We start from the raw sequence: 25,346 nt of genomic DNA on the forward strand, positions 1-25,346 counted from the left end.
TCAATTTCCTCTGTTTACCCACTTGGGAAGAGCCTCACAACTGCGGTTTTGACGCTTCCGGAATTGCGGGAGTAATCGGGGCTCCTCATCTTTAGTTCGCCAAAGAAAGCGCCATAAAAGGAAATCGTTTTCATGTTAAAACCTTAACCCCGCCAAGCGAGGTTTGTCTTCTTATTTATAACGTCTACGCTATTCTATTTATTTTATAGCTTCTAGACGGAAACTAGCGATATTCTATTACTAGCCTAGGCTCCACTTCCTTAATTGCGAAAAATCCTTATCATTTGTCACTACCGTTAGCCCTCTGTTTATCGCAATGGCTGAAATTAGGACCTCTACAGAGCCTACAGGCTTTCCAACTTTTCTCAGATTTATCATTATCTCAAGGGAAAGTTCGTAGTCTTTCTTATTTAGGATATATTATGATTAGTTTATCCCTTAGCTCTATTACTGGAGGGTACTCAATCACGTTAAAGATGGTGGTTATTAAATAGCTAACCTTTTGAAGAAAGCTTTTATCCTTATATATCTCGATCAGTACGCTTGTGTCATAGATCTTTTCCCTCTCAGCTCCCTCTGGAATTCTTCCTCACCTTGAGGAGGTTCAATGCTAATCTCTTCCTCTTTTACGCCTAATCTTTTTAACATCTCGATTAGCTCACTCCCAGTTGTTACGCCCTCTAACCCTTCTAATTTATTCTTGATAGCCCTCCTAATTACTTCACTCCAATTTATTTCTTTGTGGGCTTTCATCTTGTTATAAAGCTCTTCAGGGATCTTAACGGTAATAGTCTTCATGCTAATATATACATGTATATAAAGTTTCTAGGTGTAACGTACTATATATGTCATTCCATCTCATTGGAAATATGCTTGAAGATGTATATTATGTGATAAATAATAACCCAAAAAGGTATGATGACTTTAACGATTTAAGGGGAACCCCCTAACTACACAACGCCGGGGGCGGGATTTGAACCCGCGCAGGGTGAATCCCTACTGGCTCTCAAGGCCAGCCCCTTGGACCGCTCGGGCACCCCGGCAACTAAAAATAATGTCCATGGAAGCTATTAATAATTTACCTTCTGGCCAATATTAACGAGTACCCCTTCTGCCTTTTTAATACTTCTACGCTGAAAAACTCGCCAAACGCCTTTACTGCGTTGCTCTCCCCCTTGTAAACTACTAGCTGGACAAACCCTCCCTCTTTGACCTTCTCGTTGCTCTGTTGGGCTAGCTTTTCTATGAACTCGACTCCCCTGGATAGGGGTGGGTTGGAGTACACAGCGTCTAGCTTTTCGTTTACCTCAGCTAATGCGTCGCTCTTCAGGACAGTGACGTTCTTAAGCCCGTACCTCTCTACGTTGTACTTAGCCGTCCTCACTGCTAAAGGGTTCACGTCTACCATGTAGACCTTCAAGTTGGGGTTCCTAAGGGAAACGTATATCCCTATGGGGCCGTAACCACACCCCACGTCTGCCACAGTACCGCTCTCCGGCATTAACAAGTTCTCTAGGAGGACTCTAGTCCCTAGGTCGAGCTTCTTCTTGGAAAAAAGACCAGGGTGGCTGACTAGGCTCAGCGGGATACCGTTGACTACTTCATTAACCACAAAGAAGCTCATTTCCAAGCTTTAGGATACACGTCTCTGGGTATTAAAACTCTCTTTAGCCGAGTGACCTCTCCCTTTTCCATATTTTCCAGCTCCTCTGAGCTTACCTCAGCCACTCCTATCGCTACCCCCTCCCCCTTAAGCGTTATTACCCCTACTAGATCTCCCTTGTTGAACTTTTGATACGCAACTACGCCTGGAGCCATTACTTGGGCCCCGTAAGCTACGGCGTTCACTGCCATGTCGTCCACTATTATCTTTGGCATACCGCATAGGGCGAACTCCATTGGCAACAGAATCCTCTTGAGCTCGCTTTCGTCCTTGCAGTTCCTCCACAAGTAGAGGGCCTCGGACACCTCCTGGAGGGTCACTAAACCTTTCTCTGTAAAGATCCCAGACCTAGTCCTCCTGAGCTCCCTCATGTGCGCCCCACAGCCCAGCAGTATCCCTGCGTCGTGACATATCTTCCTCATGTACGTGCCCGGGTCTGACTCTATCCTCAGCAACGCCAGCCTCCCCTTTACCTCTAATAAGTCTATTGCCTTCACTCTCCTTATCCTCAGCCTCCTCTTCACGGACGACCTAACGGGAGGCCTCTGGTAGATCTCTCCCTCAAACTTCTTGACTACCTCAACTAAGGTCTTTTCGTCTACGTCGCAGTGGACTTGCATTACGCAGATGTACTCCTTGCCGGCGTTGGTGGTGTAGCTCATTATCTTGGTGGCGTTCTCCAGGCCTATGGGAAGTACTCCAGTTACCTTGGGATTACCCCGCCCCAAGCGAGGGGCTCTAGGGTCCCTCCGTGACCTACCTTGTTAACGTTAAACATCTTCTTCACCCAGAACGCGACCTCGTGACTGGTGGGTCCAGGAGGTTTGTCCAAGTTGATTATGGAGTTCTTTATCAGCTGTTCAACGTTCCTCTTGTCAGGGTAGACCCCGTACTTCTCTGACGTTTCCTCCTCCTTTCTTACCTTCCATGGGTTGTCGTACGAACAAAACTCGTCTATCTTGTAAATAAAGTTATAAAAATTCATTTAAATCACTGGAATCCTTACCTTGACCTGCTCCTTCACAAAGTCCGCTAACCCAGCTTCCTGGAGCTTCTTCTCTACTTCCTCGTCTGAGGCACCCTTCTGTATGTCTACCTTCTTGTCGGTCGGCTCCAAGTGGAGGATATTTACCCTCCTCCTCTTGACTCCTGACAACTTCTTTGGCCCAGTCACTAGAACAAAGTTGTTATCTACTATGTCGACTATGACGCACTTCTTCCCAGCTTCCCTACCTCTAGTTTTCACACATATCCTTCCTATTTCAATGACCGGCATTACGACTACCTAAAAATCAAATTCATGTCTGTAATTTAAACTTACTGCCAGTACTTCCTATTTCTAAGAAACCTTTTCTCCTCCCCTAACAACCCCTTAAGGAAGGCATCCTCTCCGTCTGAGAGCCTGCTTAAGGCCCTGCCCAAATTGGAGGGCCCTACACCCCTCACGGCTAGGGCTATGAGGGCTGATCTCTTGTACTGGGAGAATAGGGATGCCACGGTCCTCAGCTCTTCCAGCTTCTTTACCTCCCTCCTCTTCATCTTCTCTCCCTTAATTGCCTTCCTCACAACTTCCAGGGCATCCTTGTCCTCGACGTACGTCGCAGTGAGGAAGACGGAACCGCATTTCTCGCACTTCTCTGGGGCGTTCTCTACTTTTACTTCCCTGTTCCACCCGCAGACTAGGCAGATTAGCTTGACCTGCTTCGACATCAACCTCCTCTTGAACACCTCGAGCATTACGGGAGTCTCCTCTGCGTCTGTAACAAGGAGCCTCTCCAGGAACTCCTTTGCCAAGGGCGAGGGCGAGGGGGAGTTCACCACTATCCAGTTGTACTCCTTCACGTCGTGGATAACGCTCAAGTCGTGGCTCTTCACCATTAGCTCCTTTACGGCTTCCTCCCCAACCACCGTATCCGTGAACTGCTTGAGGAGCGTTGAACTCACTACAGCCTCGGAGTCTGGATCGATCGCGCCGAACCTCTTAGCCTCCGTGTAGAGCTTCCACTTGAATTGAGGTGACTCAATTACCGCCCTCTTGACTATCTCGACTACGTCTTCGTCCCTCAACGCATTTAAACGGCTTAAGGCCTCGACTACCTCCTCCCTGGAAATGGAGAGGACGGACGCTATTACGATGTGATACGGGTCATTCCTGTAGGAGGTCCTAATCCCCTTTATCCTGCTAAGGTAAAAGGAAAGGAGGGCTCCAAGGGTGTTATTGCCTTTACTGCCAAAGGGACTATGAACAACCAAGAGATCTCCCATCACTTCCACAAGTATGTCGTTAGACCTAAGCTCTGGGTAACCCCTCCTTTTGTACTCCTCCACTACCCTGTTGACTTCCTCCAGTTCACTCCCCTTTCCTGAAATTGTCTCAACTAGATAGGAGTATACCTTCTTCGCCACTTCCTTCTCAACTGGTATTGACTCCCCAAACCAGCTCGGCAAGACTCCCTTTTTCAGCTCAGCCTTGTCCACGAATATCCTGCCGTTCTCCACTGACACTACCTTCCAGAGCTTTCCGCCCAAGATGAAAACGCTGTCCTCCTCAAGCATTGCCACAAACTCCTCGTCCAGTTTTCCAAGCTCTACGTTGTTGGCTACATTGACGACGGAGTATCTCCTTATGGAGTCCGGGATCATATTTGTCCCGTAATAGTACTTCCAAAGCCTATATCCCGGGACTAGCCTGCCGTCCCTTTGTCTCACTATTCTAGCGGACTCCATGTAGTCGATCACCTTTCTCACTTCCTCATCGGTAAGGCCCTTGAAGTAGACGCTCTCCTTTACCACGGAAATTATCTCGTATAGGTCGCTCGCCCCCTGGAGTACCATCCCGGCTATTTCATGCGCCAAGACGTCCAAGGGATTTTGCTCTATTGAGGGGCTCTCCAAGTACCCCTCCCTTGACAAGTCGATTATGGCCTTGCACTCCAAAACGTCGTAAACGTAGTCCCCAGGTATCACGATCCCCCTCGATACCTTGCCTACGGAGTGACCGCTCCTCCCTACCCTCTGCAGGAGCCTAATGACCTCCCTGGGAGACATGTACTGTATTACGAGACCTATTTTGCCTATGTCTATTCCGAGCTCAAGGCTAGACGTCGCCACTAAGGCGTCTAGGTTCCCCTCTTTGAACTCCCTCTCTATGCCCTCCCTCACTTCCCTCGACAGGGAGCCGTGGTGGACGGCAACCTTGAGGTTGTACCTAGACTGTAGTTCGCTCGCCAGGAACTCTGCGGTCTCCCTGGTATTAGTGAATATGAGCACTGGCCTGTGCGACTCGACGATCTCCTTGACCTTCTCGAGCCTGGAGAACAAGTATGGGTCTGTATTCTCCATCTCTCCTACCTTCTCCTCGTCTACCTTAGGGACTACGAGGTCTATGCGGTACTCCTTGGCCATGTTAGCCTTAACTAACTCCACGTCCGAGTTAGAGAGGTACCTCTTGGCCAATTCCACGTCACCGATAGTGGCGGAAAGTCCTATCATCTGTACCTTGTTTTTAGATACTCGCTTTAGCCTAGAGAGTAATACGGAGAGCTCATAGCCCCTCTTCTCGTCCAACATCTCCTGGAGCTCGTCCACTACGACCCACTTAACGTTCTCGAAGAGCTGTAGGTAGCTTTTGTTTACCAGTAAGTACTGGAAGGTCTCCGGCGTGGTTATTAGGGCGTCTGGAGGCGACTTCACTATTTCCTTCCTCTGCCTCTCTGTCGTGTCCCCGTGCCTCGTCATCACAGTTATCCCAAGGGCGTTCCCTAGCTTCTTCAGCCTTGTCTCTAGATCCCTGTTGAGTGCCCTAAGCGGGGTAAAGTAGAGCAACGATATTTTGCTGGGCCTGTTCTCCCAGATCTTGTAAAAGAGGGGAATAACTGCTGCCTCAGTCTTCCCAGAGCCCGTGGGTGCTACTATGAGCGTGTCCTTCCCGGAAAGGACCTTAGGTATAGCGAGTTTCTGGACTGGAGTGAGCGAGGTATAACCTATTTCCCTCAACACCTTTACGAAATCAGAAGGTGTCAGCATAAAGCAATTAAAATGTAAAATTGGAGTGCTATAAAGGTATGCAAGAAGTTAGGCACGCTATTGTAGTTTCAGTGATCGTTGCAGAGGTCCTTGGACTACACTACTTCTTCGCCTCGCCGGGGTTCGTGACCGTGGCAGAGAGAGAGGTTACAATAACGGTCCTGCTATTCCTGGACTCAATCATGGTCTTTGCTATATTTACCTCTATAATTATTGATATCGCGTATTACTTTTCCCTGGCTGTGGCATTTAGCTATATAGGCATTGACGTCTCCTCTATTACCTACCTATCCTCTTTCATTGCAGGGATATCGATATCCTCATTCATCTACTTTATTGTAAACAGGAGTTTCAGCGATTCCCTCGTGACCAACGCCAGAAACTTTAGACCTAAGTTCCACGTATCTACAACTGCTGTAAGCGTGGGCTTTTGGTTGGCCCAGTTCCTCCTCTTCCGTTCTCCCTTTCTCTCACTGGGATCCCTCGTGGACGTGGTGCTGATATCCCTAGTGGGGGAGATCCAACTTTCCCCTCTTAGTGCGGCGAGTTGGCTTTCGCTACCTTACGTGTTCTCCCAGCTCGGCATGGTCAGGGAAGATAAAGGAGTGTGTATAGGCGAGATACTGGGAGTATTAAGGAGGACGTCCTTCTCCAGGAGTAGGCTGAACGTGAAGTACAGCTGGCAAAAGGTAAAGGCAAAGTACTGCTTAAACTTCGAAAACGCGAAGAACTACAACGTTGTCATATTGGGCACCAGCGGTTCGGGTAAGTCGCACCTGGCCAAGAAAATGATCGAGAAGCTAAACGTGGGCTACCTAGTCTTCGACGTCCACGGGGAGTACAAGTTTGAGAAGGCAAAGAGGCTAGACGCCTCTACCATTTCCGTAAACCCCCTGTCCTTGTTCGGCCAGTCGCCTAGGCAAAGGGCGCTTGAGGTCGCATACATGTTAAAGTCAGTGTTTAACCTAGGCAACCTCCAGACGATAGACGTGTATAACTTGATCTTCGAGTCCTACCAGGAGAAGGGAATCTACGAGGAGGACCAGAAGTCGTGGTCCATACAACCTCCAACGTTTAGGGACGTCATATTGCTCGCTGAGAGGAAGAAGAAGTTCATCGCGTCATCAGCTGAGCTCAACAAAATAACCGCCCTTGAGCCCTACCTCAACTTCGTCGCTAACAACATGTTCTTCTCCAACAGCGTAAACTTTGAAGAAATATTCGGCGAAAGCTACGTGATCGACTTCTCAAGGATAACCATACCAGAGGTAAAGTACATTATGGTGGAGACCTTCCTTCGCGCCCTCCTTTCCTATATCTACTTGAGTAAAACGTCTAACTTAAAGAAGGTAGTCGTCCTAGATGAGGCACCCTTCGTGTTGTCGAAGGAGAGCGGGGAACAGCTTGTGGAAAGGCTCTTCGCAGAGGGTAGGAAGTTTGGCCTTGGGTTCGTCGTGATCTCACAGACGACGGAGTACGTAAAAAAGCTGATCTCAAACTCAGCTTACGTATTTGTACTGAACGTGGTTGAGCCGGGAGACGTGGAATACGTCTCTAGACTTATAGCTGGGGCGGATCAGGATGTATATAAAGCTATCTATGAGAATTTGCGAAAGTTGGAAAGGGGAATGATTATAACAAGAAATATATTGCACGATGAAATATTTTTGGTTCACGTGTGCGAATAGGTGGGAACCATGTCAGAAGAGGACAGTGAGATTGACGTTTCGCAGGAGGAGACCGAGGAAAAAGTAGCGGAGGAAGAAGAGGAGGACTCAGAGTTCCCCGCAGTGTCATTACAAGATATAGAACTGCTCATGAAGAACACGGAGATCTGGCACGAGCTATTAAAGGGGAAGATAAGCGTAGAAGAGGCCAAAAAGATCCTCGAGGAAAACGCCTCTCAACTTGAATCGCGCTCCACCTCAAAGAAACAGAGGAAGAAGAGCCCTGAGAAAAAAGTTAAAAAGGAAAGAGCCAAGAAGTGAACTTAATGCTCAGGGCTAAGTACTCAAATTCTAAGGATTTTTACCACTTGATAAACGCGATGAGTAAGCTTTCTGATAGCATCATCCTTAATTTCACTAAGGATGGCATAAATTCGAAATACCTCACTGAAGACAAGATATTAATGGGAATACTCAACTTGCCAAAGGACGTCTTGGAAGAATACGAGATAGAGAAAGACATGTCAGTGAAGCTGGACTTAAACTACGTAAAGAAGTTCTTGGGAAAGGCTAGGTCTAGTAAGTCGAGCGTGGAAATAACCGAGACAGACGCCGGAATCAAGATCACAATAGTCGACAATAAGACCGGCACTAAAAGCAACATATACGTCAAAGGCGAAAAGGGAGAACCTCAACCCCTTAAAGAGCCTAACGTCTCCTTGCCAGTGTTAGCTACTTTGTCAGGGGACGTATTTAAGACTGTAATAGACGACGCCGAAACCATCGGAGAGGAAGTTATCATTGAAGCGGAGGAGGACTCAGTTAAAATATCAGCTGAGGAGTCCGGGAAAAGCTATACAGCAATTCTCAGGAAGGACAAACCAATAACCGATTTAACGATAGACAAGCCCTCCAAGTCTGCGTATAGCCTCGAGGTTCTCAAGACTGCCGCTTCGGTGTCCGGCTTTACAGATAACTTGAGGATGGGATTTGGGAGCAATCTACCTCTAAAGTTAGAGGCCTCCGGGGAAAACGGGGCTTCTCTGATATTCTGGATTGCCCCTAGAATATAACACGTTATTTCCCCTTTTTATTATTCCTGTGTACAAGTCCTTGGCATTAAAGATTCCCGACCTTTCGCCTTCTACTATAACAAAGCTAGCCCTATTGCCTTCTTCAAGGTAATTCCTTATAGAAAGGGCATCCACATTTGTGGTTGCAGCCTTAAGAACCTCCCTGGAGAAGTTTGACATTGGTCTCCTCAGCCTAGTTATCAGTAAGGCGGTCTCCATTTCTTTCCACACGTCTGGACTTACCCACGCCCCGTTATCCGTCCCCAGGAGGAGGTTAACTCCACTCTCTATCATTTCGTCTATCCTGGGTATACCTACCGAAAACCACATGTTACTCCTTGGGCAAGCCACTACGCTTATCCCGTGCTCTCTCAGATGTAAGAAGTCGTCGAAAAACAAGTTGGTACCGTGCACTATCGCGTTTGGCCTTAGGGAAGAAATAACTTGATCCAGGCTGTCCCTCAGACCTTGTTTAAGGGTCTCCGCAAAGTGCACCGCCACGATTTTCCCCTTGAAGATCTTTCCGATGCTCTTTAACTCGTCCTCGTTGTGTCCACTCATGCTCGGGACTCCGTAACCGTCTGCAAACTTTGAAAGCTTCAATAGCCTCTCCTCCCTGAGCTCACCGTCGAGCCTCCCCAAAATTACGTAAGTTAACCCCTTTACCCTCTCCTTAACTTCTCTGGCGATCTTGCTTCCTAAAATGTCCTGCTCCCTGAAGTCTATAACCGTCCTTACTCCGATGCTCTTCGAGTACTCTAGGAATTTGAATATCCCCTCCGCTACTTTCTGTGGCGTAAGCCCCTTGAGCATGAAGTACTTAAGGCTATTGGGGTCTCCCACGACCTCTGCAATTGGCTTGTCGATTCCTGCCTCCGGAAAGGAGAAGTCTGCCGAGTGAACGTGGGCGTTTACTAAGGCAGGCATCATTATCCCAGTCCTAAAGTCCCTTCCCCTGCTATTAAATCCCTTGCCTATGTGCGTAATTACCCCGTCAGTTACCTCAACGTTGACTTCCTCCATTACCTCTAATTCCTTTCCTACTAGCGCGAGCCTCACGTTATATATCTCGGAACCATCTCCCATTTCGCGTTCCTCGACAGCCTTATCCTCTCCAAAGCCTCAGTAGCATTCATCATCGAGAACCTAGCGTTTCGCCCTACGCCTATACCTACCTTTACGTTGTCGATGTAGTGAACTAAGTCTATTACGTCCTTAACGTTCTTCCTGCCGAAAAACGCTATTATGTTGTCCCCGCCCAAGTACTGGGAAATTCCCCCAAGCTCATATACCTTCTCTGAAAGGGACGAGTAAAGCCTGTTAACGTTAAGGAAGGCATCGTAAAACGACGTAACTCTTGTGAGGCTAGTAAACCCGTCTACGTCAAAGTGTGCAGATACGACCTCCTCGTCCTTGTAGTTCCCATCTTTCATCTCGCCCGGTAAGAGGTCTGACAGACACAGAGACGCATGCCTTTGGGCCTCGGCGAAGCTCTCGCCGTACCCCAGGCATCCCCTGATGGGCACAGGGGCCACCCTTCCTATCTCCTTGAAGATAAAGCGCAATTCGCTCTCCCTAAGCCCGTCAACCAGAAGGGCGAAAAAGTCGTACCTTAATGGTAGAAGAAATGCGCCAAGCTCCGCGGATACCTTGTTTGCCCTCATGGCAACTTCGTGCTGAATGCCTTGGATAATCCACTCTCTGTCATAGCCTAGGCTTTCTGTCCACTCCTTGTACTTGTAGAGCTCTACCGCCAAAACTTTCACTCAACAACCACCCTCTCGTCGCCTTTAGCCTCCTTGAACTTCCTGAGCCTTTTCACCATCTTTACTGCGGATTCCACAGCCCTGGAGGCGTACTCCTCAATCCTTTCCACAGCTTGTTCGTGAGAAGCGCCAGGGCCTATTACTCCGAACCCTATTGGTTTCTCGTACTCCAGCTCCATGTCCGAAATGAGCCTCGCAATCTGGTTAGCTATCACCTCGTCATGTTTTGTCTCGCCCTTAATTATCGCTCCCAAGACTACAACAGCGTCTATGTCCCCTCTCTTGAGCAACTGCTTAGTGGCCACTGGTATCTCGAACGACCCTGGAACCTTGAATACAACCTTTACTTGAGCTCCCAAGAACTCGGCGTGGGATAGGGCCTTCTGTAGCATCAGTGACGTTATATCGTAGTTGAAGTCCGCTACCACTATTCCCAGTTTAATCGATTGGTCCTGCATCCTTATACCCCTGCCTCAGACCCTTTCCGGCCAAAGGAGTTAAAGCGTTTTTCCCGTCCCTCACCAGCTTAACTAAGTTTCTCGCGTGTTTCGCGGCCCTATCAATGGCGATCTCTTTCAGCTTCTCTAGATCCTCGCTCTCGTCCTCATGAACCGTGACGTCTATGACGTGCTTCGACGTTATGATCTGGACGGTGATTAGTCCTATGCTGGTTGCGAGGTAGCTGTACTTGTCGAGCATAGTCTTCCCGACCCAGCCCAAGGTTATGACCCCGTCGCACCCTTCTTCTATCAACCTCTTTGCGGCCACAGGGAGATCTTTTATCCCGGGCACGGTATACCTCACTATTTCCGCCTCTGGGTCCTCCTTCTTTATCGTATTTATTGCCACGCTACCCATGTCCACTCTGGAGAAGGTAGTGTCCGCTACTCCGTACTTCCTCATGCCACCACCATTTTCAGGATTTCCTTCCCCTCAATTAGTATGAAACCATTGTTTTTGCTAAAGGCAATGGCCTTCTCCCTTTTTAGGCTTTCCTTTTCGTCCAACATCTCGGCGAACACGACGCTCCTCTCTAGACCCAAATACTCCATGAGGGCTATCGACAGCTCTGTGTGACCTCGTCTACTCCTTATATCCCTACTGATCAGCACCGGGACGTGGCCTGGAGAATAGAAGTTGGAGTAGAAGTCCTCCTTGGCGGACTGGAGATCGTGTCTGACCTCTTGGATAACGTTGTGGAGCTCTTGCACAGTCTTAGCCCTGTCTGCGTCAGATATCCCCGTCCTTGTTTCCACGTGGTTCACCCAGAGCGAAAAGGCCGGTTCGTCCTTGTACGATGGGGCCTTTACAAGCGTTCTGTATAAGGGGTCTGACCTAAGGATGTCGGTCTGGAACTTGAGGCCCAATGCACTGGCTTCCCCGTTTCCAGTGGCGTAGCATATGAGCCCCCCCGCGGTAGTCCTCAACGTGTAAATGGTCTTCCAGCTAGTGGCTCCCGCGTAGAATACCATGTCAGTTTCCTCTTCCCTCCCGTCGAAGTCGTAGATCAAGACAGGCAGGCCGGACTCGAGAGCTCTTCTGATCTCTTCTTTTGATGCCATAACGGAAATTCATTGGTTTAGTATATAAGCGTATTTACTTATATCGTTTAACGACAGTCAACAGTATACTAAATGCTATTGCACCTATTACAAGATAGATATACGAATAATTTACTGAGTGAGATGTTTCCGTTGAACTATTGAAAATTGGAAAAGATATTTTTTCTATCCTAGGAGTTTCATTAAGCTGAGTGACGTTTATCAATATTTTACCAACAATTGAAGAAGAATTAACTATGTATCCATAATATGTAGAATTAGTGTAAAAGTTGTAATATGGAAAGTTATAAGCCACTTGATCTCCTAAACTTATAGTGAAATTGTATAAAGAGATATTTTTTATGGAGAAACCTTGAGGTAAACATACCCAAATACCGTTCGTCCTGTTAATAACCGAGAAGTTGAAGTAGTTAAGGGATATCACCTCAACGCTTATCTTAGAGTGAATGAACGTGCTCTGGGAGTACGTGAAAGTGTAGCTGTAAACGTACCCCATCGACGGGACGCACCAGAGAACCAAAACGATAAATGGCAGAACGGCGTACCTACTCATACATAACAATATAAATGCATAATTAATATAATTGAGATAAGTATGTCTTCGACGACCATAAACCCGTACAACTGGAAATACGCGTTAGTTAGCCAAGTTTACCTTGTAGCGCTCTCTTTCGTACTGACGTATAGACCTCAGTACTTCATTGAGGTAGTAGCATTATATTTCGTGTTCTTCATAGGACTAACGTTTTACATGATGTCCAAGTCAAACCCACTCTTAAGGGACAGGAAGCTATTATACGAGATCTCCAGCTCTAGGGTGTTGTACGAGGAAAAGAACGTTTCTGACATAATAAATAAGGATAAGGAGTACGTAGAAGAGTACACTAAGTTCGCCAAGAGGAGCTTTAGTATGCTGGGCATTTACCTCGTCTACTTAGTTGCAATTTACTTTCTTTACTCAAACGTTACCAAGATTGCCGATGCTCAAGTAGCTCTATATAGGCTGTTAGTTTACTTGGTCTACTTTGAGGCGCTTTACTTGTTCGCGTTCTTCGTGTTCAGGAGGATAGTGAGGCCAGCGTCGTTAAGCGTAATGGCTCCAGTCTCTTACAAGATAACGGAAAAGGGCATCATGTCCTCCGGGGGTATGTCGATGTTCCTTCACGCAAAGCACTTGTTAAACTCCAACATAGTCGTGAATAAGGAGAAGCGCTTCGTCGAAATTGATTCCACTCAAGCCAAGATGCCCTATAAGGTAAGGCTTTACAGTAACGACGTAGATAAGGTACTGGACTTTATAGAGAGAATTAAGAGGCTAGAGCTTAAAAAACAGTCCTCTTCTCAACAATAGAGAAGTGGAAATGGGTGTAAGTGCCCAGCGTGTTTTTTGACATAACCCCATCTTTTCCGTTTAGAATGCCTTTACCCCTCTTGTTCTCGAACGCAAACTCCCCTTCGTTTACCCTTACAGGGTAAGACACGTGGAACTCGTGACCCCTGATAGACTTTCCCCTGTCAGCTATGAAGGAGTCCTTGACTGCGAGAAGCTCAGTGTAACCCAAAGTGAGCCTGCTTGAAGTCTCTATGTCGATGTCAAATACCCCGGTCATTTTGAACTTCCTGCCGTCCTTTATCAAGTTACTGGAAAGGAACATTAGTCCGCCGCACTCCCCTAATATGGATTTCCCTCTTTCCGACTCCCTCTTTACCCACTCCTTCGTTCTAGACTTTTCTAGTTCTTCCACGAACAGCTCTGGGTAGCCCCCTCCAATGTAAATGAAGTCTGCCCCTTCTACTACGTCGCCATTCAACGGGCTAAAGAACCTCAACTCATACCTTTTGCTTATCCTGTCCAAGTTCTCATAGTAGTAAAAGTTAAACGCCTCATCGTAAGCTATTGCGGCCACCTTTTTGCTGGTTTCTTGCGGATGGTCATCATCTGGGCACTCAATTTCCGGGCTTTCCTTGGCTATCTCAATTAGGGAGTCCACGTCCACGTAGTTTTCCACCATCTCAGCCACCTTTGATATGACCTTCTCAGCTTCCCTATTGCTCTCCACCGTGAAGAGTCCCAAGTGCCTTGAGGGTACGCTAAGTTCCTTGGAGAACGGCATATAGCCTAGAACCTTCACGCCTTCAATCGAGTTCCTACAATAACTAAAGTGGGTCTGGGAGGCTACTCTGTTCAGTATAACGCCCTTCACGTTGGCGTTCCTATAAGAGACGAGACCCTTCACTATGGCTCCAACGGTGCTCCCCACGTTGTAGCAGTCAATGACGAGCACTATAGGCGTTCTAGTAGCCTCTGAGAGCTTATAAGTGCTGTACTCCGTCTCAACTCCGTCGTAAAGCCCCATTACTCCCTCAATGACCGAAATGTCTTTATCCTTCGAGTACTTGCACAAGCTCTTTATCACGTTCTCCTTTCCCATGATGAATAAGTCAAGGTTGATGGAGGGCGATCCAGAGGCCAACTTATGATAGCCAGGGTCTATGAAGTCTGGTCCGGCCTTAAAGCCCCTGACCCTCATCCTCTTGCTCAGTGCCCTGAGTATTCCAGAAGTGATCAGCGTCTTCCCCGAGTCGCTCCTATCGGAGGAAATGATTAACCTAGGGATTCTCATCGATAATATGTCAATGACTTCTCTAATAATATTTCCGTACGCCATCCAAAAAAGATAATATAGGCCCTCAGGGAAATTCAGAGTGATGAAAGTTTCCTACGAAGATGTGAGGAACTTTAAGACGATAATCTCTGTCCTCTCAAAGTTGGTGGACGAAGCCTCACTTAAGTTCAAGCCAGAGGGGATGGAGCTTGAGGCAATAGATAGAGCACGCGTCTCCTTGCTGAAGCTAAGCTTTCCTAAAGAGGAGTTCAAGGAATACGACGTAGAGCAAGAGGTAAACTTTGGATTTAACACTCAGTACCTGCTGAAGGTACTGTCCACCGCTAGGAGAAAGGAGGAACTTCAGATAGAGTCTACAGACGTGTCTCAAGTTGCTGTGAGGATCCTTGGAAGTTACCCTAAGGAATTCACGCTGAGGAACATTGACGTTTCCCCTCCAGAGCTACCACAGCTGAGCTTGGAGTTTGACGTTAAGGCAACTGTGCTGTCAAGCGCATTTAAGAAGGGGGTCGAGGAGATAGCTTCCGTGAGCGAGTTAATAGAGCTGGAGGCTGATGAGAACGGGATAAAGCTCAAGAGCAAAGGGGAAGCTGAGGCTGAGGTAGAGCTCTCTAAGGACGCCGGCAGTCTGCAGGATATCGAGATAACCAAGCCTACCCAGTCCGACTACTACTCTGACTACTTGAGCGACGTCATAAGCTTAACAAAGCTGTCTGGGAGCATGAAAGTTGCCTTCTCTTCCCAGAAGCCTTTACAGTTAGAGTTTAATACGGAGTCCGGGGGTAGTGTAATATACCTCTTAGCTCCACAGTTGGGGTGATAAAGTTTAAGGTCTCTATAGTGGGGAGTTATCCAAAGCCAATTTCGTTAGGCAAGGCAATATCGAGGTATAGGTCAAACAAGATCAGCCAAGACAAGTTAGAGGAGTACATAAGCAAGCAGACGCAGAAGTTCTTCGAACTAGTGAAGAACGTTAATGCAGACTACACAACGGACGGGATGTTCAGATGGGATGACGTAGTCGATGTAACCTTCTCGTACCTAGCTGGTGCAGAAAAAGGGGATCTAATGAGGTTTTACGACAACAACTTCTACTACCGGAGGCCCGTGATAAGGTCTAGGCTGGAGGCAAAGACGAGAGAGTACGTTGAGCACCTGCAAGCGTCTAAGAAGCTGATGAGCGAGTCTAAAGTCAGTTCAAGGCTGAAGGCCGTCATCTTGGGACCATTAAGTTACTTACAATTTTCCGAGGACAAGTATTACAAGGATCCCGTAGAGCTCATGAAGGATTACGTTACGGAGACCAACAAGGTTATCAAAGAGGCTGAAAAAGTAGTGGACGCGCTGGAAATCCACGAACCTGCGGTATTTGACAAAGGAATAAAGGGCGACGTCCTCCAGAAGGTCCCAGAGCTATACTCCACGTTGTTTAATGGGATAAGGGCTGAAAAGCACTTGATAACATACTTTTACGTTAACTCCAGGAGGCTTGACCTCCTCTTCAGTTTGCCCGTAGACGTAGTGGGGTTAGACGTAATAGAGAACAAAAACAAGCTAGGAGTAATTTATAAATATTTCAAGGGCAAGAAGGTCTTCCTTGGTGTGCTCAACACTAGGAACACGAAGCTGGAGAGGCCTTCCACTATAGTTAACTTGGCAAGGAAGGCATACGAAAAAGGAGTGGAGGAAGTACTGATAGGGAACTCAGCACCCATGGACTTCATCCCAGAAATTATAGCTAAAAGGAAGATAAACCTATTAGCCAAAGCGAGGTCGATGTACCATGGCTGAGCTCCCAATATTGCCCACAACTGTGATAGGAAGTTACCCAAGACCCAAGTGGTTAAGGGAAGCGATAAGGCTACATAAGGCAGGCAAGCTAGACGACGAGGAAATGACCGAGGCATTCAACGACGCTGCTCTCGCAGTAATGAGGGATCATCAGCTAGCAGGAGTCGACGTTCCTACTGACGGTGAGGTAAAAAGGGACGAAATGGTGGAGTTCTTTGCCGAAAGGCTTGACGGGTTCAGATTTTACGGGCCAGTGAGAGTCTGGGGAACTGCCTACTACGTTAAGCCAGCAGTAGTTTCAAAGGTGGAGTACAAGTCCCCATTACTGGTGGACGAGTTCCTTTACACTAAGTCAATCTCGTACACTGAAAACGTAAAGATAACCATAACTGGGCCTTACACGCTGGCATATTGGTCTTATAACGAGTACTACAAGACTAGGCAAGACCTAGCCTACGACTTAGCTAAGGTCATAAATAAGGAACTTCACAACCTCGTTGAGGCAGGAGCCAAGATAATCCAGATCGACGAGCCTGCAATACACTCGACAAAGGAAGACGTAGAGTGGGCTGTGGACGTAGTTAACGAGTCCTTAAAGGGGATAAACGCCAAGCTGGTAATGCACGTATGTTACGGCGATTACAAGATCGTTGTACCTTACCTCAACGACTTTAAGGTGGACCAGATAAACTTCGCGTTAAAGATATACGACTACGAACCCCTAGAGCTCTTCAAGAAGTACAACTACTCTAAGGAGATAGGAGTTGGCGTTATAGACGTCCACAGTAAAAGACTGGAGACTCCAGCGGAAGTAATGAAGGACATACTTAACGCCCTAAATTACTTTGAGCCAGAGAAGGTATGGATAAACCCGGACTGCGGTCTCAAGCTCCTTCCAAGGAAACTAGCGTTCCAAAAGCTCGTCTCAATGGTCAAGGGGACACAGATGGCAAGGGAAGAACTTAAAAAGAGGGGCTATAAAGATACTATAAAGCTTTAGATTAAGGTGATCCCATGAACAAGAAACGCGCTAAGGGCAGTTCGCACTCAACTAGACCGGCCAGGGCGGGAGCTCCAAAGTGGGTGAGGTTTACAAGAGAAGAGGTTGAGATGCTAGTTGAGGAACTCTACAAGAGGGGCTACCCTCCGAGCATGATAGGCGTAATTTTGAGGGATCAATACGGAGTTCCTTTAGCTAAACAAGTAACCGGCAGGAAGATCAGCAAGATCTTAGAAGAGAAGGGTTTAGCTCCGCAGATACCCGAGGACTTATTCAACCTCCTCAGGAAGGCAGTAAACGTAAGGAGGCACATAACTGAGTATCCTGCCGATAAGTCGGCTAAGAAAGGCCTTGAGGAGATCGAGTCCAAGATAAGGAGGTTAGTGAGGTATTACAAGAGTATCGGGAAGTTGCCACAGAACTGGGCTTACGACCCAAGCAAGGCTGAACTACTAGTGGCCTCCACCAGCTAAAGCAGTTTTTAACTTACGCTTTTTGTACTTTCATAAGCTTCTTCCACCCTTTCCTTCAGTATTTCTGCCACCCTAGGATCTACTCCTATTGGTCTAGCTATAATTACCTTTATCTTTCTCCCGTTGACTGATATAGTCCCGTCTTCGTCGAGCCCTAGTAGCTTCGGAATGTCCCTATAGAAGTGGGCACCCGCTGCGAAAAGCAGCGGAACAGCCGCTATTTCGTCAACGCCCTCTCGCCCTAACTTCTCGGCGCTCTCCCTTAACGTGGGCTTGTTAAACTCTATAAAGCCATACTCCACGTGGTCGAAGTACTTGGACAATAGACCGCTGTATTTCGTGGCGACTTCCTTCCACTCGTCCACCTTACTTCCATGGAGTACTAGTAGAACACCTCTCATAAACCGTTTGATTGACTTCGAGTTTATATACTTGTGCTAACATTACCAAATCTGAGGTAGATTTACAGTTGCCAGAATTCAAAGTTGTCATCTCAGACCCAGAAAGCAGGAACGTAAAGGAGGCAAAGGTCAAGGTCAAAGCAGTTGATAACGTGCCTTCAGTGGAGGGAGAAAAGGAAGCCAAGGCACTCCCAATAGCCAAGGTAAGCCAGAAGCTAAAGGAGCAATTGAACGTTGACAACTTGATTACATTGCAAGTCATTAGGCAAGAGGGAGACAAGAAAGTAAAAGTAAAAGTCCACTTCACAGTCCAAGTTGACGAGTCCGCAGGAGACGCAGTACTAATCTCTAAGTCATTGGCCGAGAAATTTGGAGCAGAGGAGTTCGAGGCCATAGCGTACAGAACTAAGGCGTTCCAGTTAAACGTAGACCAGGGGAAGCTCAACCTCATGGGGCTAAAGATAGGCGACACCTTTAACTTGAACGTTAACGGCGTTAACTTAAAGCTCAAAATAACTGGAGGTTCAGACAACTCCGGGTTCCCAATGAGGCCTGACGTATCAGGAGCTGTGAAGAAGAAGGTTTTGCTGGCGGGGCCTCCAGGCTATTATCCCGTTGAAGACGGAGAAAGGAGAAGAAAGACCATACGTGGAAATACTCTAACAAACGATATAGTCCAAGTTAACTGCGTAATCGTAAGGTGATTTTTTGCCCTGGCCAAAGGTTCAACCAGATGTAAATATAGGCGTGGTTGGCCACGTTGATCACGGTAAGACTACCTTAGTCCAAGCTTTGACTGGCATTTGGACGTCAAAGCACTCAGAAGAGCTAAAAAGGGGTATGACGATAAAGCTAGGATACGCTGAGGCAAGCTTTGGGAGATGTAAGTCTTGCAAGGAACCAGACGCCTACGTTAACGAGGAGTCGTGCAGACAGTGCGGGAGTGATGAAGAGCCGGAGTTCATCAGGAGGGTGTCTTTCCTAGACGCCCCTGGCCACGAAGTACTAATGGCAACCATGTTATCTGGCACGGCAATACTGGACGGCGCGATCCTAGTAGTAGCGGCAAATGAGCCTTTTCCCCAGCCCCAAACTAGGGAACACTTTTACGCATTAGGGATAATAGGAGTTAAAAACCTCATTATTGTCCAGAACAAGATAGACGTTGTAACAAAAGAGCAGGCAATTGAGCAGTACAGACAAATAAGGGAGTTCGTTAAGGGAACGTGGGCCGAAAACGCACCAGTAGTCCCTGTGAGCGCCCTCCATAAGGTAAATATCGACGCGTTGATCCAGACCATACTCAACCACATAAAGCCTCCGCAAAGGGACCCAAGCAAGACCCCAGTCCTGCTGGCAATACGGAGCTTTGATGTAAACAAGCCAGGTACTCCCTTTAACGAGCTAAAGGGAGGCGTGATAGGCGGAAGCGTAGTGCAGGGGCTGTTCAGAGTTGGAGACGAGATAAAAATTCTTCCAGGCGTCAGGATAGAGAACAGAGGTAAGGTCACCTATGAGCCCCTTTACACTACAGTTTCCTCTCTGAGGTTCGGAGACTTGGAAGTCAAAGAGGCGAGGCCAGGTGGACTAGTAGCCATGGGTACGTATCTCGACCCTTCAGTGACCAAGGCTGATTCTCTAGCTGGGAGCGTCATCACAACGGCAAAAAGCGACGTACCTGTGCTATGGCAAGTGAGGATAGCCTATAACCTACTTGAAAGGGTAGTGGGAAGCCAACAACTTGTCAAAGTCGAACCTATAAGGAATAAAGAGAGCTTGATGTTAACTGTGGGTTCCTCCACGACCCTAGGTACAGTGATCTCGGTTAGGTCGGACGAAATAGAAGTCGAACTCAGGAGACCAGTAGCGATATGGAGCAACGACGTGAGGGTAGCAATAAGCAGGCAAATAGGGGGAAGATGGAGATTAGTGGGATGGGGACAAGTAAAGATTTAGGGGTACTAGTAGACACCAACATCCTGCTTTACATCTACGACAGACTAGACCCTTTTTGGAAGGTAATTTACTTCCTCGACTTTAAGCCAAGGTTCTTTGTGCACAAACTCGTCTTTCACGAGCTCTCAACGCTCGAGGCAAAGCACAAGAATTCAAGGGTTATGCAGTCCAGGGTAAGGTTGGCAAGACAATACCTTGAGGTGTACAAGAGCTATTGGGAGGAGATAAACTGTTGCTCGTGGATGGATACCGACAGCGCGATTTTAGAAACAGCCAAGAAATTTAACTTTTTAATTTTCACCAACGATAAGGTACTAAAGAACAGAGCATTAAAGGATGGGATTGGAATAATTTTCTTGATGGATAAAGGTAAAATTATAAAGTCATTTTCTCTTATCTAACATAGGTTTACAATGTTTAAACTTGTAAAGGCTAGAGGGGTAGTGAGAATACCACCAGAGGACTTTGGTCAGGAAATAGATCAAGTTGCCCTTGAAATCTTGAAGAGGGACTACCAGGAGAAGTTACTAAAGGACTTGGGATTTGTGTTGGCCATACTTAGCGCTAAGGCCAGCGAAGAAGGAATGATAGTGTTCGGAGATGGAGCGACCTACCACGAGGTAGAGTTCGAGTTATTGACCTACGTACCGCTGCTCCAGGAGGTAGTAGAGGGAGAGATAACCCAAGTAGATAACTACGGCATTTACGTAAACCTCGGCCCAATGGACGGCCTAGTCCACGTGTCCCAGATAGGGGACGACAACTACAAGTTTGACCCAGTTAGGGGAGTGCTAGTAGGCGAAAAGACCAAGAAGGTATTCCAGAAGGGGGACGTAGTTAGGGCGAGGATAGTCACAGTTTCCTCTGCTTCAGCAGGTAAGTTGCCAAGGATAGGCTTAACAATGAGGCAACCAACGCTGGGCAAACTTGAGAAAAAGTGAATGGAAATGGCGAAGATATTTAAAGCTTGTAAAAACTGTAAGGCGCTAGTTCCAGAGGACCAAGAGGTATGCCCAGTATGTGGGGGATCTAGCTTTGCAGACGAATGGGAAGGCATGGTAATAGTAATAGACGAAAACTCAGAGGTTGCACACCTAATGGGTGTAAAGAAGCCTTGGAGATACACAATAAACTTGAAGTAGACCTCTGTTTTGAGGTGCCGTGTGAGCTAAGAAAAGAGCTGTCAAGGCCATACGGCATCCTTTTCACTAAGGTAATACCGCTTTTGAACTTCCTCGAAGGAAAGAGGAGAGTCATAACGATTGGGGACGTGGTAACTGAAACCTTGTTAGAAAACAATTTTTCTCCCTTCATTGCAGTGGTTGACGGAAAGACCAAGAGGACAATATCTACTGGACAGAAAGTCAAGCCTTCTTTCCTCGTTAAGAACGAGCCTGGGCTACTCCGCCTAGAGTCAATTAAGTTGGTTGAGAGGTTACTCAACAGCGAAACTCCTTCCGTGCTATTTGTGGACGGCGAGGAGGATCTATTTGTCATCCCATTTGTCATATACGGGAGATTAGATGACGTAATAGTCTATGGCCAGCCAAACGCAGGAGCAGTTGCGTTAGAGGTAACTGAGGCCATGAAGTGGAGGGTAGAGGACATCTTCAAGAGATTTACGGTAAAAAAGTGCTAATATCAGTCCTGCGCGAGTTCTTCACCATTTCAGCCCTTTCGAGCCTCCTCATCTAAGCCCCGTACTTCGTGGCTCTATTAGAGTAGTTCAGTAATATATTCATTACATCCAGCCCACTTATCCTTACGCTTCCCTTTCTCGCCTCCCTCTCGTTGAAGTCGGAAACACCATCTGGTATTATATTTTCTGAGACATGCAGGAAGAAAGGCACAGGGTCTCCTGCATGTTCCTTCAATTCAACTGGAGTCGCGTGGTCTCCGGTAAAGGCTATTACGAGCTCGGAAGAGTAGTTGTCTAGGATCCTGCCTATTACGTAATCGATCTTCTCTATTGCCCTCACTTTTTCTTCCGCTTTTCCGTCATGGGAGGCAGCGTCTGTTGCCTTAATGTGGAGGAACACTAGGTCGTACTTATCGGATTTCAGGAAGTCTATGACTGCGTTGGCCTTGGCGTCGTAATTGGTATCAATCCCCCCAGTAGCTCCCTTGGGAGTAACAACTTCCATACCAATGGCCTTACAGATGCCCTTTATTAACGGGGTCGCGGACACAGAAGCTGCGTTGAGCCCCGTGTAGTCACGTAGTTTTGGGAGTTCCTTATACTTGGCCGCTCCCCTCAGTAGGACTATGTTTGCCGGGGGCTTGTTCCTCTGTACCCTTAGCTTGTTTGCCTCTGACGACGAGAGAACCTCGTAGATCCTTTGAGTAAGCTTGTTTAGCACGTCAGCAGTCCTAATTGCCTCTTGAGACTCCTCGAGAGGCTTACTTTCCTTTACCTTAAGCCCAACCTCGTGCGGATCTGTATCGCTGACCTTATCGCTTAAGCCTTCCCCAGAAATCACAACTGATACCCGGTGTTCTGTTCCCTTATAGAACCTCACCTTTACTCCGTCGATCTCACCGATCTTAGAATTTAACTCCTTAACTAAGTCCTCCGCCTCCTCGATATTTCTCCCCGCCCTTCTATCGACCACTCTGAGCTCTGAGTCGACTGTAGCAAAATTGCCCCTAAAGGAGACGTCGCCTTCACTTAATTCTACTCCGCTCCCTAGAGCCTCGAAACTGCCCCTTCCAGAGTAATACTTCCTCGGATCTAGGCCAAAAATTGCCAAGTGGGAAGTGTCGCTTCCTGGAACTACACCCGGAGAGATCGGGTTCATCAACCCTACCAGTGAAGATCTCAGTAGAGACCTTATGTTCGGCTTGTCTGCAGCCTCTAATGGCGTACGATTGCCCAGGGCCTTTACCTGCCTGTCTCCAAGCCCGTCCGCGATTATCAGTAAGATCTTGTGTTTTCTCAAACCACAACACTCCTCTTCAGTTCGTTGGCCATCCTCTCGTATCTCTGAATGTCGGCCTTAGTCAGGCTTGGCCCTACCACCTTTAGAGCGTCCTCGAAGTCCTTCATTGTGACCTTAGCGTTAACGTTGTTCATACACTCCTTCATTTGCTTGTCGTGACACACTGCGTCGTTCTTACACTCAGCCTTTGCCTTCGCATCACACTCGTAAGACACCCTCCTTAACATTATCATTGTGGCCTCCCTCACTACGGCCTCCAAGTCTGCTCCAGTGTAGCCTTCGGTTTTCTCTGCTAGTGCCTCGGCAATACAACGCTTGATTTCCTTGTCCTTACACATCTCGTCAGAACACTCTTTTGATGCTGCCTCTATACACTGGGATGTACCTTCCACTGGTACGCTTCTCATATGTATGAACAATATCTCCTTTCTGGCCTCCTTATCAGGTGGAGGAACGTATATGAGCCTGTCAAACCTCCCGGGCCTCAACAGCGCGGGGTCTAGGATGTCCGGCCTGTTGGTGGCTGCTATTACAACTACCTTACTTAATTGCGTTATTCCGTCCATTTCCGCCAACATTTGGTTTACTATCCTCTCTGTTACCCCACTATCGTGGGAGAATCCTCTCATTGGAGCTATTGCGTCTATTTCGTCGAAGAACACCACAGTGGGAGCAGTTTGCCTAGCCCTCTTGAATATCTCCCTTATTGCCTTCTCGCTCTCCCCAACCCACTTGGAGAGCACCTCTGGTCCCTTCACCGCTATGAAGTTGGCGCCGCTCTCAGTTGCCACAGCCTTAGCCAGCATAGTCTTACCGGTGCCAGGAGGGCCGAAGAGGAGTATGCCCTTGGGAGGCCTTATCCCTGTCCTCTCAAACATCCCGGGGTACTTCATTGGCCACTCAACCGCTTCCCTGAGTTGTTGCTTAACTTGGTCTAGCCCGCCAATATCGCTCCAATGAACTGATGGAACTTCCACGTAGACTTCCCTTAATAGCGTTGGCTGCACCACTTTCATGGCCTCTAGGAAATCGTTCATGGATACCTTAAGTTCCTTTAAGGTCTCTGGAGGTATCTGCCCCGCGTCTAAGTTTATCTTCCCTGCGTTTGTCCTTAAGAACTTCCTCAAGGCGCTCATTGCCGCCTCCTTAGTTAACGCCGCCAAGTCTGCACCGGTATAACCGTTCGTCATCTCGGCTATGGCATCCAAGTTGACGTCTTCTGCCAGTGGCATGTTCCTCGTGTGGACTTGTAGGATCTCCTTTCTTGCCTTAGTGTCTGGAGGCCTGATCTCGATTTCCCTGTCAAACCTCCCTGGCCTCCTTAGAGCCGGATCAAGGGCTTCCGGCCTGTTAGTGGCACCTATGACAACTACCTTACCTCTTCCCTTCATACCGTCCATCAAGGTCAAGAGCTGGGCCACTACCCTCTTCTCTACCTCCCCAGTTACCTCTTCTCTCTTCGGAGCTATGGCGTCTATCTCATCAATGAATATTATAGCAGGTGCGTTGTTCTCGGCTTCCTGGAATATCTCCCTCAACCTCTGCTCGCTCTCACCGTAGAACTTGCTCATGATCTCCGGGCCGTTTATTGTGTAAAACGACGCCCCGATCTCGCTAGCTAGGGCCTTTGCTAGGAGAGTCTTGCCTACCCCTGGTGGGCCGTAAAGCAACACTCCCTTGGGCGGTTCTATACCGAGTCTCTGAAAGAGTTCTGGGTGTTTCATTGGCAACTCTACTATCTCCCTAATCTTTTCTTTGACGTCTTCAAGGTCTCCTATGTCTTCCCAGCTGACCTTAGGATACGTTCTAACTTCCTTTACCGGTTCCTCCTTGATTTCAATTTGGGTATTAGACGTTACGTAAACGTAATTACCAGGGGAGGTGGAAACGACCACCAGTTCCAACTGCCCAGTGTAGACTGGGACGCTGATTACGTCTCCCTTACTCAAGGGCTTATACATTAGGTAGTCCTTCACGTAGTCTACGAAGCTCTGATTGAACCTAATTGGCTCTGTTGGAGCTAGGACCACCTTCTTTCCCTCGTCAACCTTCACCTTCTTCACTGAGACCTCGTCGCCTATAGATACTCCTATTGCACTCCTAACGTAACCATCGATCCTTATTTCCCCGTCGTTTAGGTCAAAGCCAGGCATTGCTTGAAGAAGAGTTGAGCTTGAGGTTCCCTTAACCTCTATATAGTCACCGGTCTCTATACCTAGAGCCTTCATAGCGCTCTCAGACAGTCTCGCAATTTTCCTTCCCACGTCCTTCTGTCTGGCTTCAATAACTCTGAGCTTAATTTCGGTTGACATTGTGAGATAGTATAGGTTATATAAGGAAATAAGTTTTTGTTGGGCTTAAAGATTCTAGTTGAGCTGACCTAAAGCTATTCTATTTAGAGG

At 47.6% G+C, this 25,346-nt stretch carries 29 protein-coding genes and 1 tRNA gene; 14 read left to right on the forward strand and 16 right to left on the reverse strand.

Annotated elements, in window-relative coordinates:
• Positions 1-534: 534 nt before the first annotated feature.
• The 7 genes from MPF33_08400 to MPF33_08430 form a co-directional block, all read right to left on the reverse strand.
• Entirely contained in the window at positions 535-798 is a 264-nt protein-coding gene (locus tag MPF33_08400) for a ribbon-helix-helix domain-containing protein (protein MCI2415241.1), read from the reverse strand.
• A 160-nt stretch (positions 799-958) separates the two neighbouring features.
• Positions 959-1,043, reverse strand: a tRNA-Ser gene (locus tag MPF33_08405).
• Positions 1,044-1,078: 35 nt separating this feature from the next.
• Positions 1,079-1,624, reverse strand: coding sequence for a methyltransferase (locus tag MPF33_08410; protein ID MCI2415242.1), 546 nt, complete (start codon positions 1,622-1,624; stop codon positions 1,079-1,081).
• Entirely contained in the window at positions 1,621-2,391 is a 771-nt protein-coding gene (locus tag MPF33_08415; protein ID MCI2415243.1) for an RNA-guided pseudouridylation complex pseudouridine synthase subunit Cbf5, read from the reverse strand. Before MPF33_08415 ends, MPF33_08410 begins: the two co-directional genes overlap by 4 nt.
• Complete coding sequence (locus MPF33_08420; GenBank protein ID MCI2415244.1) at positions 2,367-2,648, reverse strand: tRNA pseudouridine synthase A; 282 nt, start codon at positions 2,646-2,648, stop codon at positions 2,367-2,369. The genes MPF33_08415 and MPF33_08420 overlap by 25 nt, the downstream gene beginning before the upstream one ends.
• Entirely contained in the window at positions 2,649-2,939 is a 291-nt protein-coding gene (locus MPF33_08425; protein ID MCI2415245.1) for a 50S ribosomal protein L14e, read from the reverse strand. It lies immediately after the preceding gene.
• Positions 2,940-2,980: 41 nt separating this feature from the next.
• Positions 2,981-5,689 (reverse strand): DEAD/DEAH box helicase, encoded by a 2,709-nt coding sequence (locus tag MPF33_08430; protein ID MCI2415246.1) that lies wholly within the window; start codon positions 5,687-5,689, stop codon positions 2,981-2,983.
• Between the two features lie 38 nt (positions 5,690-5,727).
• Between MPF33_08430 and MPF33_08435 the strand changes: the two genes are divergently transcribed.
• From MPF33_08435 to MPF33_08445, 3 genes are read left to right on the forward strand one after another with little or no spacing between them, the layout of a single operon-like run.
• Positions 5,728-7,377, forward strand: a complete 1,650-nt coding sequence (locus MPF33_08435; GenBank protein ID MCI2415247.1) for an ATP-binding protein — start codon at positions 5,728-5,730, stop codon at positions 7,375-7,377.
• Between the two features lie 9 nt (positions 7,378-7,386).
• Positions 7,387-7,677 carry an RNA polymerase Rpo13 gene (locus tag MPF33_08440; GenBank protein ID MCI2415248.1) on the forward strand — a complete coding sequence of 97 codons (291 nt, stop codon included), beginning with the start codon at positions 7,387-7,389 and terminating at the stop codon, positions 7,675-7,677.
• Positions 7,678-7,682: 5 nt separating this feature from the next.
• Positions 7,683-8,429, forward strand: coding sequence for a DNA polymerase sliding clamp (locus MPF33_08445; GenBank protein MCI2415249.1), 747 nt, complete (start codon positions 7,683-7,685; stop codon positions 8,427-8,429).
• Here the strand turns inward: MPF33_08445 and MPF33_08450 are convergent.
• Genes MPF33_08450 through MPF33_08470 form a run of 5 tightly spaced genes read right to left on the reverse strand, consistent with a single transcriptional unit; the run spans position 8,370 to position 11,757 of the window.
• Positions 8,370-9,515 (reverse strand): amidohydrolase family protein, encoded by a 1,146-nt coding sequence (locus MPF33_08450; GenBank protein ID MCI2415250.1) that lies wholly within the window; start codon positions 9,513-9,515, stop codon positions 8,370-8,372. The genes MPF33_08445 and MPF33_08450 overlap by 60 nt on opposite strands.
• Entirely contained in the window at positions 9,485-10,195 is a 711-nt protein-coding gene (locus tag MPF33_08455) for a GTP cyclohydrolase IIa (GenBank protein MCI2415251.1), read from the reverse strand. The genes MPF33_08450 and MPF33_08455 overlap by 31 nt, the downstream gene beginning before the upstream one ends.
• Positions 10,192-10,653 (reverse strand): 6,7-dimethyl-8-ribityllumazine synthase, encoded by a 462-nt coding sequence (gene ribH, locus MPF33_08460; protein MCI2415252.1) that lies wholly within the window; start codon positions 10,651-10,653, stop codon positions 10,192-10,194. Before ribH ends, MPF33_08455 begins: the two co-directional genes overlap by 4 nt.
• Positions 10,634-11,098, reverse strand: coding sequence for a riboflavin synthase (gene ribC / locus MPF33_08465; GenBank protein ID MCI2415253.1), 465 nt, complete (start codon positions 11,096-11,098; stop codon positions 10,634-10,636). Before ribC ends, ribH begins: the two co-directional genes overlap by 20 nt.
• Positions 11,095-11,757: a 3,4-dihydroxy-2-butanone-4-phosphate synthase gene (locus tag MPF33_08470; GenBank protein ID MCI2415254.1), complete on the reverse strand. Its 663-nt coding sequence runs from the start codon at positions 11,755-11,757 to the stop codon at positions 11,095-11,097. Before MPF33_08470 ends, ribC begins: the two co-directional genes overlap by 4 nt.
• A 595-nt stretch (positions 11,758-12,352) precedes the next feature.
• Between MPF33_08470 and MPF33_08475 the strand changes: the two genes are divergently transcribed.
• Entirely contained in the window at positions 12,353-13,108 is a 756-nt protein-coding gene (locus MPF33_08475) for a DUF2208 domain-containing protein (GenBank protein ID MCI2415255.1), read from the forward strand.
• Here the strand turns inward: MPF33_08475 and MPF33_08480 are convergent.
• Positions 13,080-14,381: a cobyrinate a,c-diamide synthase gene (locus MPF33_08480; protein ID MCI2415256.1), complete on the reverse strand. Its 1,302-nt coding sequence runs from the start codon at positions 14,379-14,381 to the stop codon at positions 13,080-13,082. The genes MPF33_08475 and MPF33_08480 overlap by 29 nt on opposite strands.
• Positions 14,382-14,466: 85 nt before the next feature.
• Here MPF33_08480 and MPF33_08485 point away from each other — a divergent pair, with 85 nt between their 5' ends.
• Genes MPF33_08485 through MPF33_08500 form a run of 4 tightly spaced genes read left to right on the forward strand, consistent with a single transcriptional unit; the run spans position 14,467 to position 17,648 of the window.
• On the forward strand, positions 14,467-15,204 hold the full coding sequence (locus MPF33_08485; GenBank protein ID MCI2415257.1) for a DNA polymerase sliding clamp: 738 nt from the start codon (positions 14,467-14,469) through the stop codon (positions 15,202-15,204).
• Positions 15,204-16,175 (forward strand): hypothetical protein, encoded by a 972-nt coding sequence (locus MPF33_08490; GenBank protein ID MCI2415258.1) that lies wholly within the window; start codon positions 15,204-15,206, stop codon positions 16,173-16,175. The genes MPF33_08485 and MPF33_08490 overlap by 1 nt, the downstream gene beginning before the upstream one ends.
• The gene (locus MPF33_08495; GenBank protein MCI2415259.1) at positions 16,168-17,175 is read left to right on the forward strand and encodes a methionine synthase; all 1,008 of its coding nucleotides are present in this window, start codon (positions 16,168-16,170) and stop codon (positions 17,173-17,175) included. The genes MPF33_08490 and MPF33_08495 overlap by 8 nt, the downstream gene beginning before the upstream one ends.
• Positions 17,176-17,189: 14 nt before the next feature.
• Positions 17,190-17,648, forward strand: a complete 459-nt coding sequence (locus MPF33_08500) for a 30S ribosomal protein S15 (protein ID MCI2415260.1) — start codon at positions 17,190-17,192, stop codon at positions 17,646-17,648.
• Positions 17,649-17,656: 8 nt separating this feature from the next.
• Here the strand turns inward: MPF33_08500 and MPF33_08505 are convergent, their stop codons facing one another.
• On the reverse strand, positions 17,657-18,049 hold the full coding sequence (locus tag MPF33_08505) for a sirohydrochlorin cobaltochelatase (protein MCI2415261.1): 393 nt from the start codon (positions 18,047-18,049) through the stop codon (positions 17,657-17,659).
• A 68-nt stretch (positions 18,050-18,117) separates the two neighbouring features.
• On the opposite strand from MPF33_08505, the gene MPF33_08510 reads away from it, so the two are divergent.
• From MPF33_08510 to MPF33_08535, 6 genes are read left to right on the forward strand one after another with little or no spacing between them, the layout of a single operon-like run.
• On the forward strand, positions 18,118-18,753 hold the full coding sequence (locus MPF33_08510) for a 30S ribosomal protein S6e (protein MCI2415262.1): 636 nt from the start codon (positions 18,118-18,120) through the stop codon (positions 18,751-18,753).
• A 4-nt stretch (positions 18,754-18,757) separates the two neighbouring features.
• Positions 18,758-20,005 (forward strand): translation initiation factor IF-2 subunit gamma, encoded by a 1,248-nt coding sequence (locus MPF33_08515; GenBank protein ID MCI2415263.1) that lies wholly within the window; start codon positions 18,758-18,760, stop codon positions 20,003-20,005.
• Complete coding sequence (locus tag MPF33_08520) at positions 19,969-20,406, forward strand: twitching motility protein PilT (protein ID MCI2415264.1); 438 nt, start codon at positions 19,969-19,971, stop codon at positions 20,404-20,406. The genes MPF33_08515 and MPF33_08520 overlap by 37 nt, the downstream gene beginning before the upstream one ends.
• A gap of 12 nt (positions 20,407-20,418) precedes the next feature.
• Positions 20,419-20,946 (forward strand): DNA-directed RNA polymerase, encoded by a 528-nt coding sequence (locus MPF33_08525; GenBank protein ID MCI2415265.1) that lies wholly within the window; start codon positions 20,419-20,421, stop codon positions 20,944-20,946.
• Between the two features lie 6 nt (positions 20,947-20,952).
• Complete coding sequence (locus tag MPF33_08530) at positions 20,953-21,147, forward strand: DNA-directed RNA polymerase, subunit E'' (GenBank protein ID MCI2415266.1); 195 nt, start codon at positions 20,953-20,955, stop codon at positions 21,145-21,147.
• Positions 21,148-21,161: 14 nt separating this feature from the next.
• On the forward strand, positions 21,162-21,644 hold the full coding sequence (locus tag MPF33_08535) for a DUF359 domain-containing protein (protein MCI2415267.1): 483 nt from the start codon (positions 21,162-21,164) through the stop codon (positions 21,642-21,644).
• Between the two features lie 52 nt (positions 21,645-21,696).
• On the opposite strand, the gene MPF33_08540 is transcribed toward MPF33_08535, so the two are convergent.
• Both MPF33_08540 and MPF33_08545 read right to left on the reverse strand, forming a co-directional pair.
• Positions 21,697-22,944: a 2,3-bisphosphoglycerate-independent phosphoglycerate mutase gene (locus MPF33_08540; GenBank protein MCI2415268.1), complete on the reverse strand. Its 1,248-nt coding sequence runs from the start codon at positions 22,942-22,944 to the stop codon at positions 21,697-21,699.
• Positions 22,941-25,256: a CDC48 family AAA ATPase gene (locus MPF33_08545; protein ID MCI2415269.1), complete on the reverse strand. Its 2,316-nt coding sequence runs from the start codon at positions 25,254-25,256 to the stop codon at positions 22,941-22,943. The genes MPF33_08540 and MPF33_08545 overlap by 4 nt, the downstream gene beginning before the upstream one ends.
• Positions 25,257-25,346: the final 90 nt, after the last annotated feature.

It is taken from the genome of Candidatus Aramenus sp. CH1 (assembly GCA_022678445.1).
Taxonomy (GTDB): domain Archaea; phylum Thermoproteota; class Thermoprotei_A; order Sulfolobales; family Sulfolobaceae; genus Aramenus.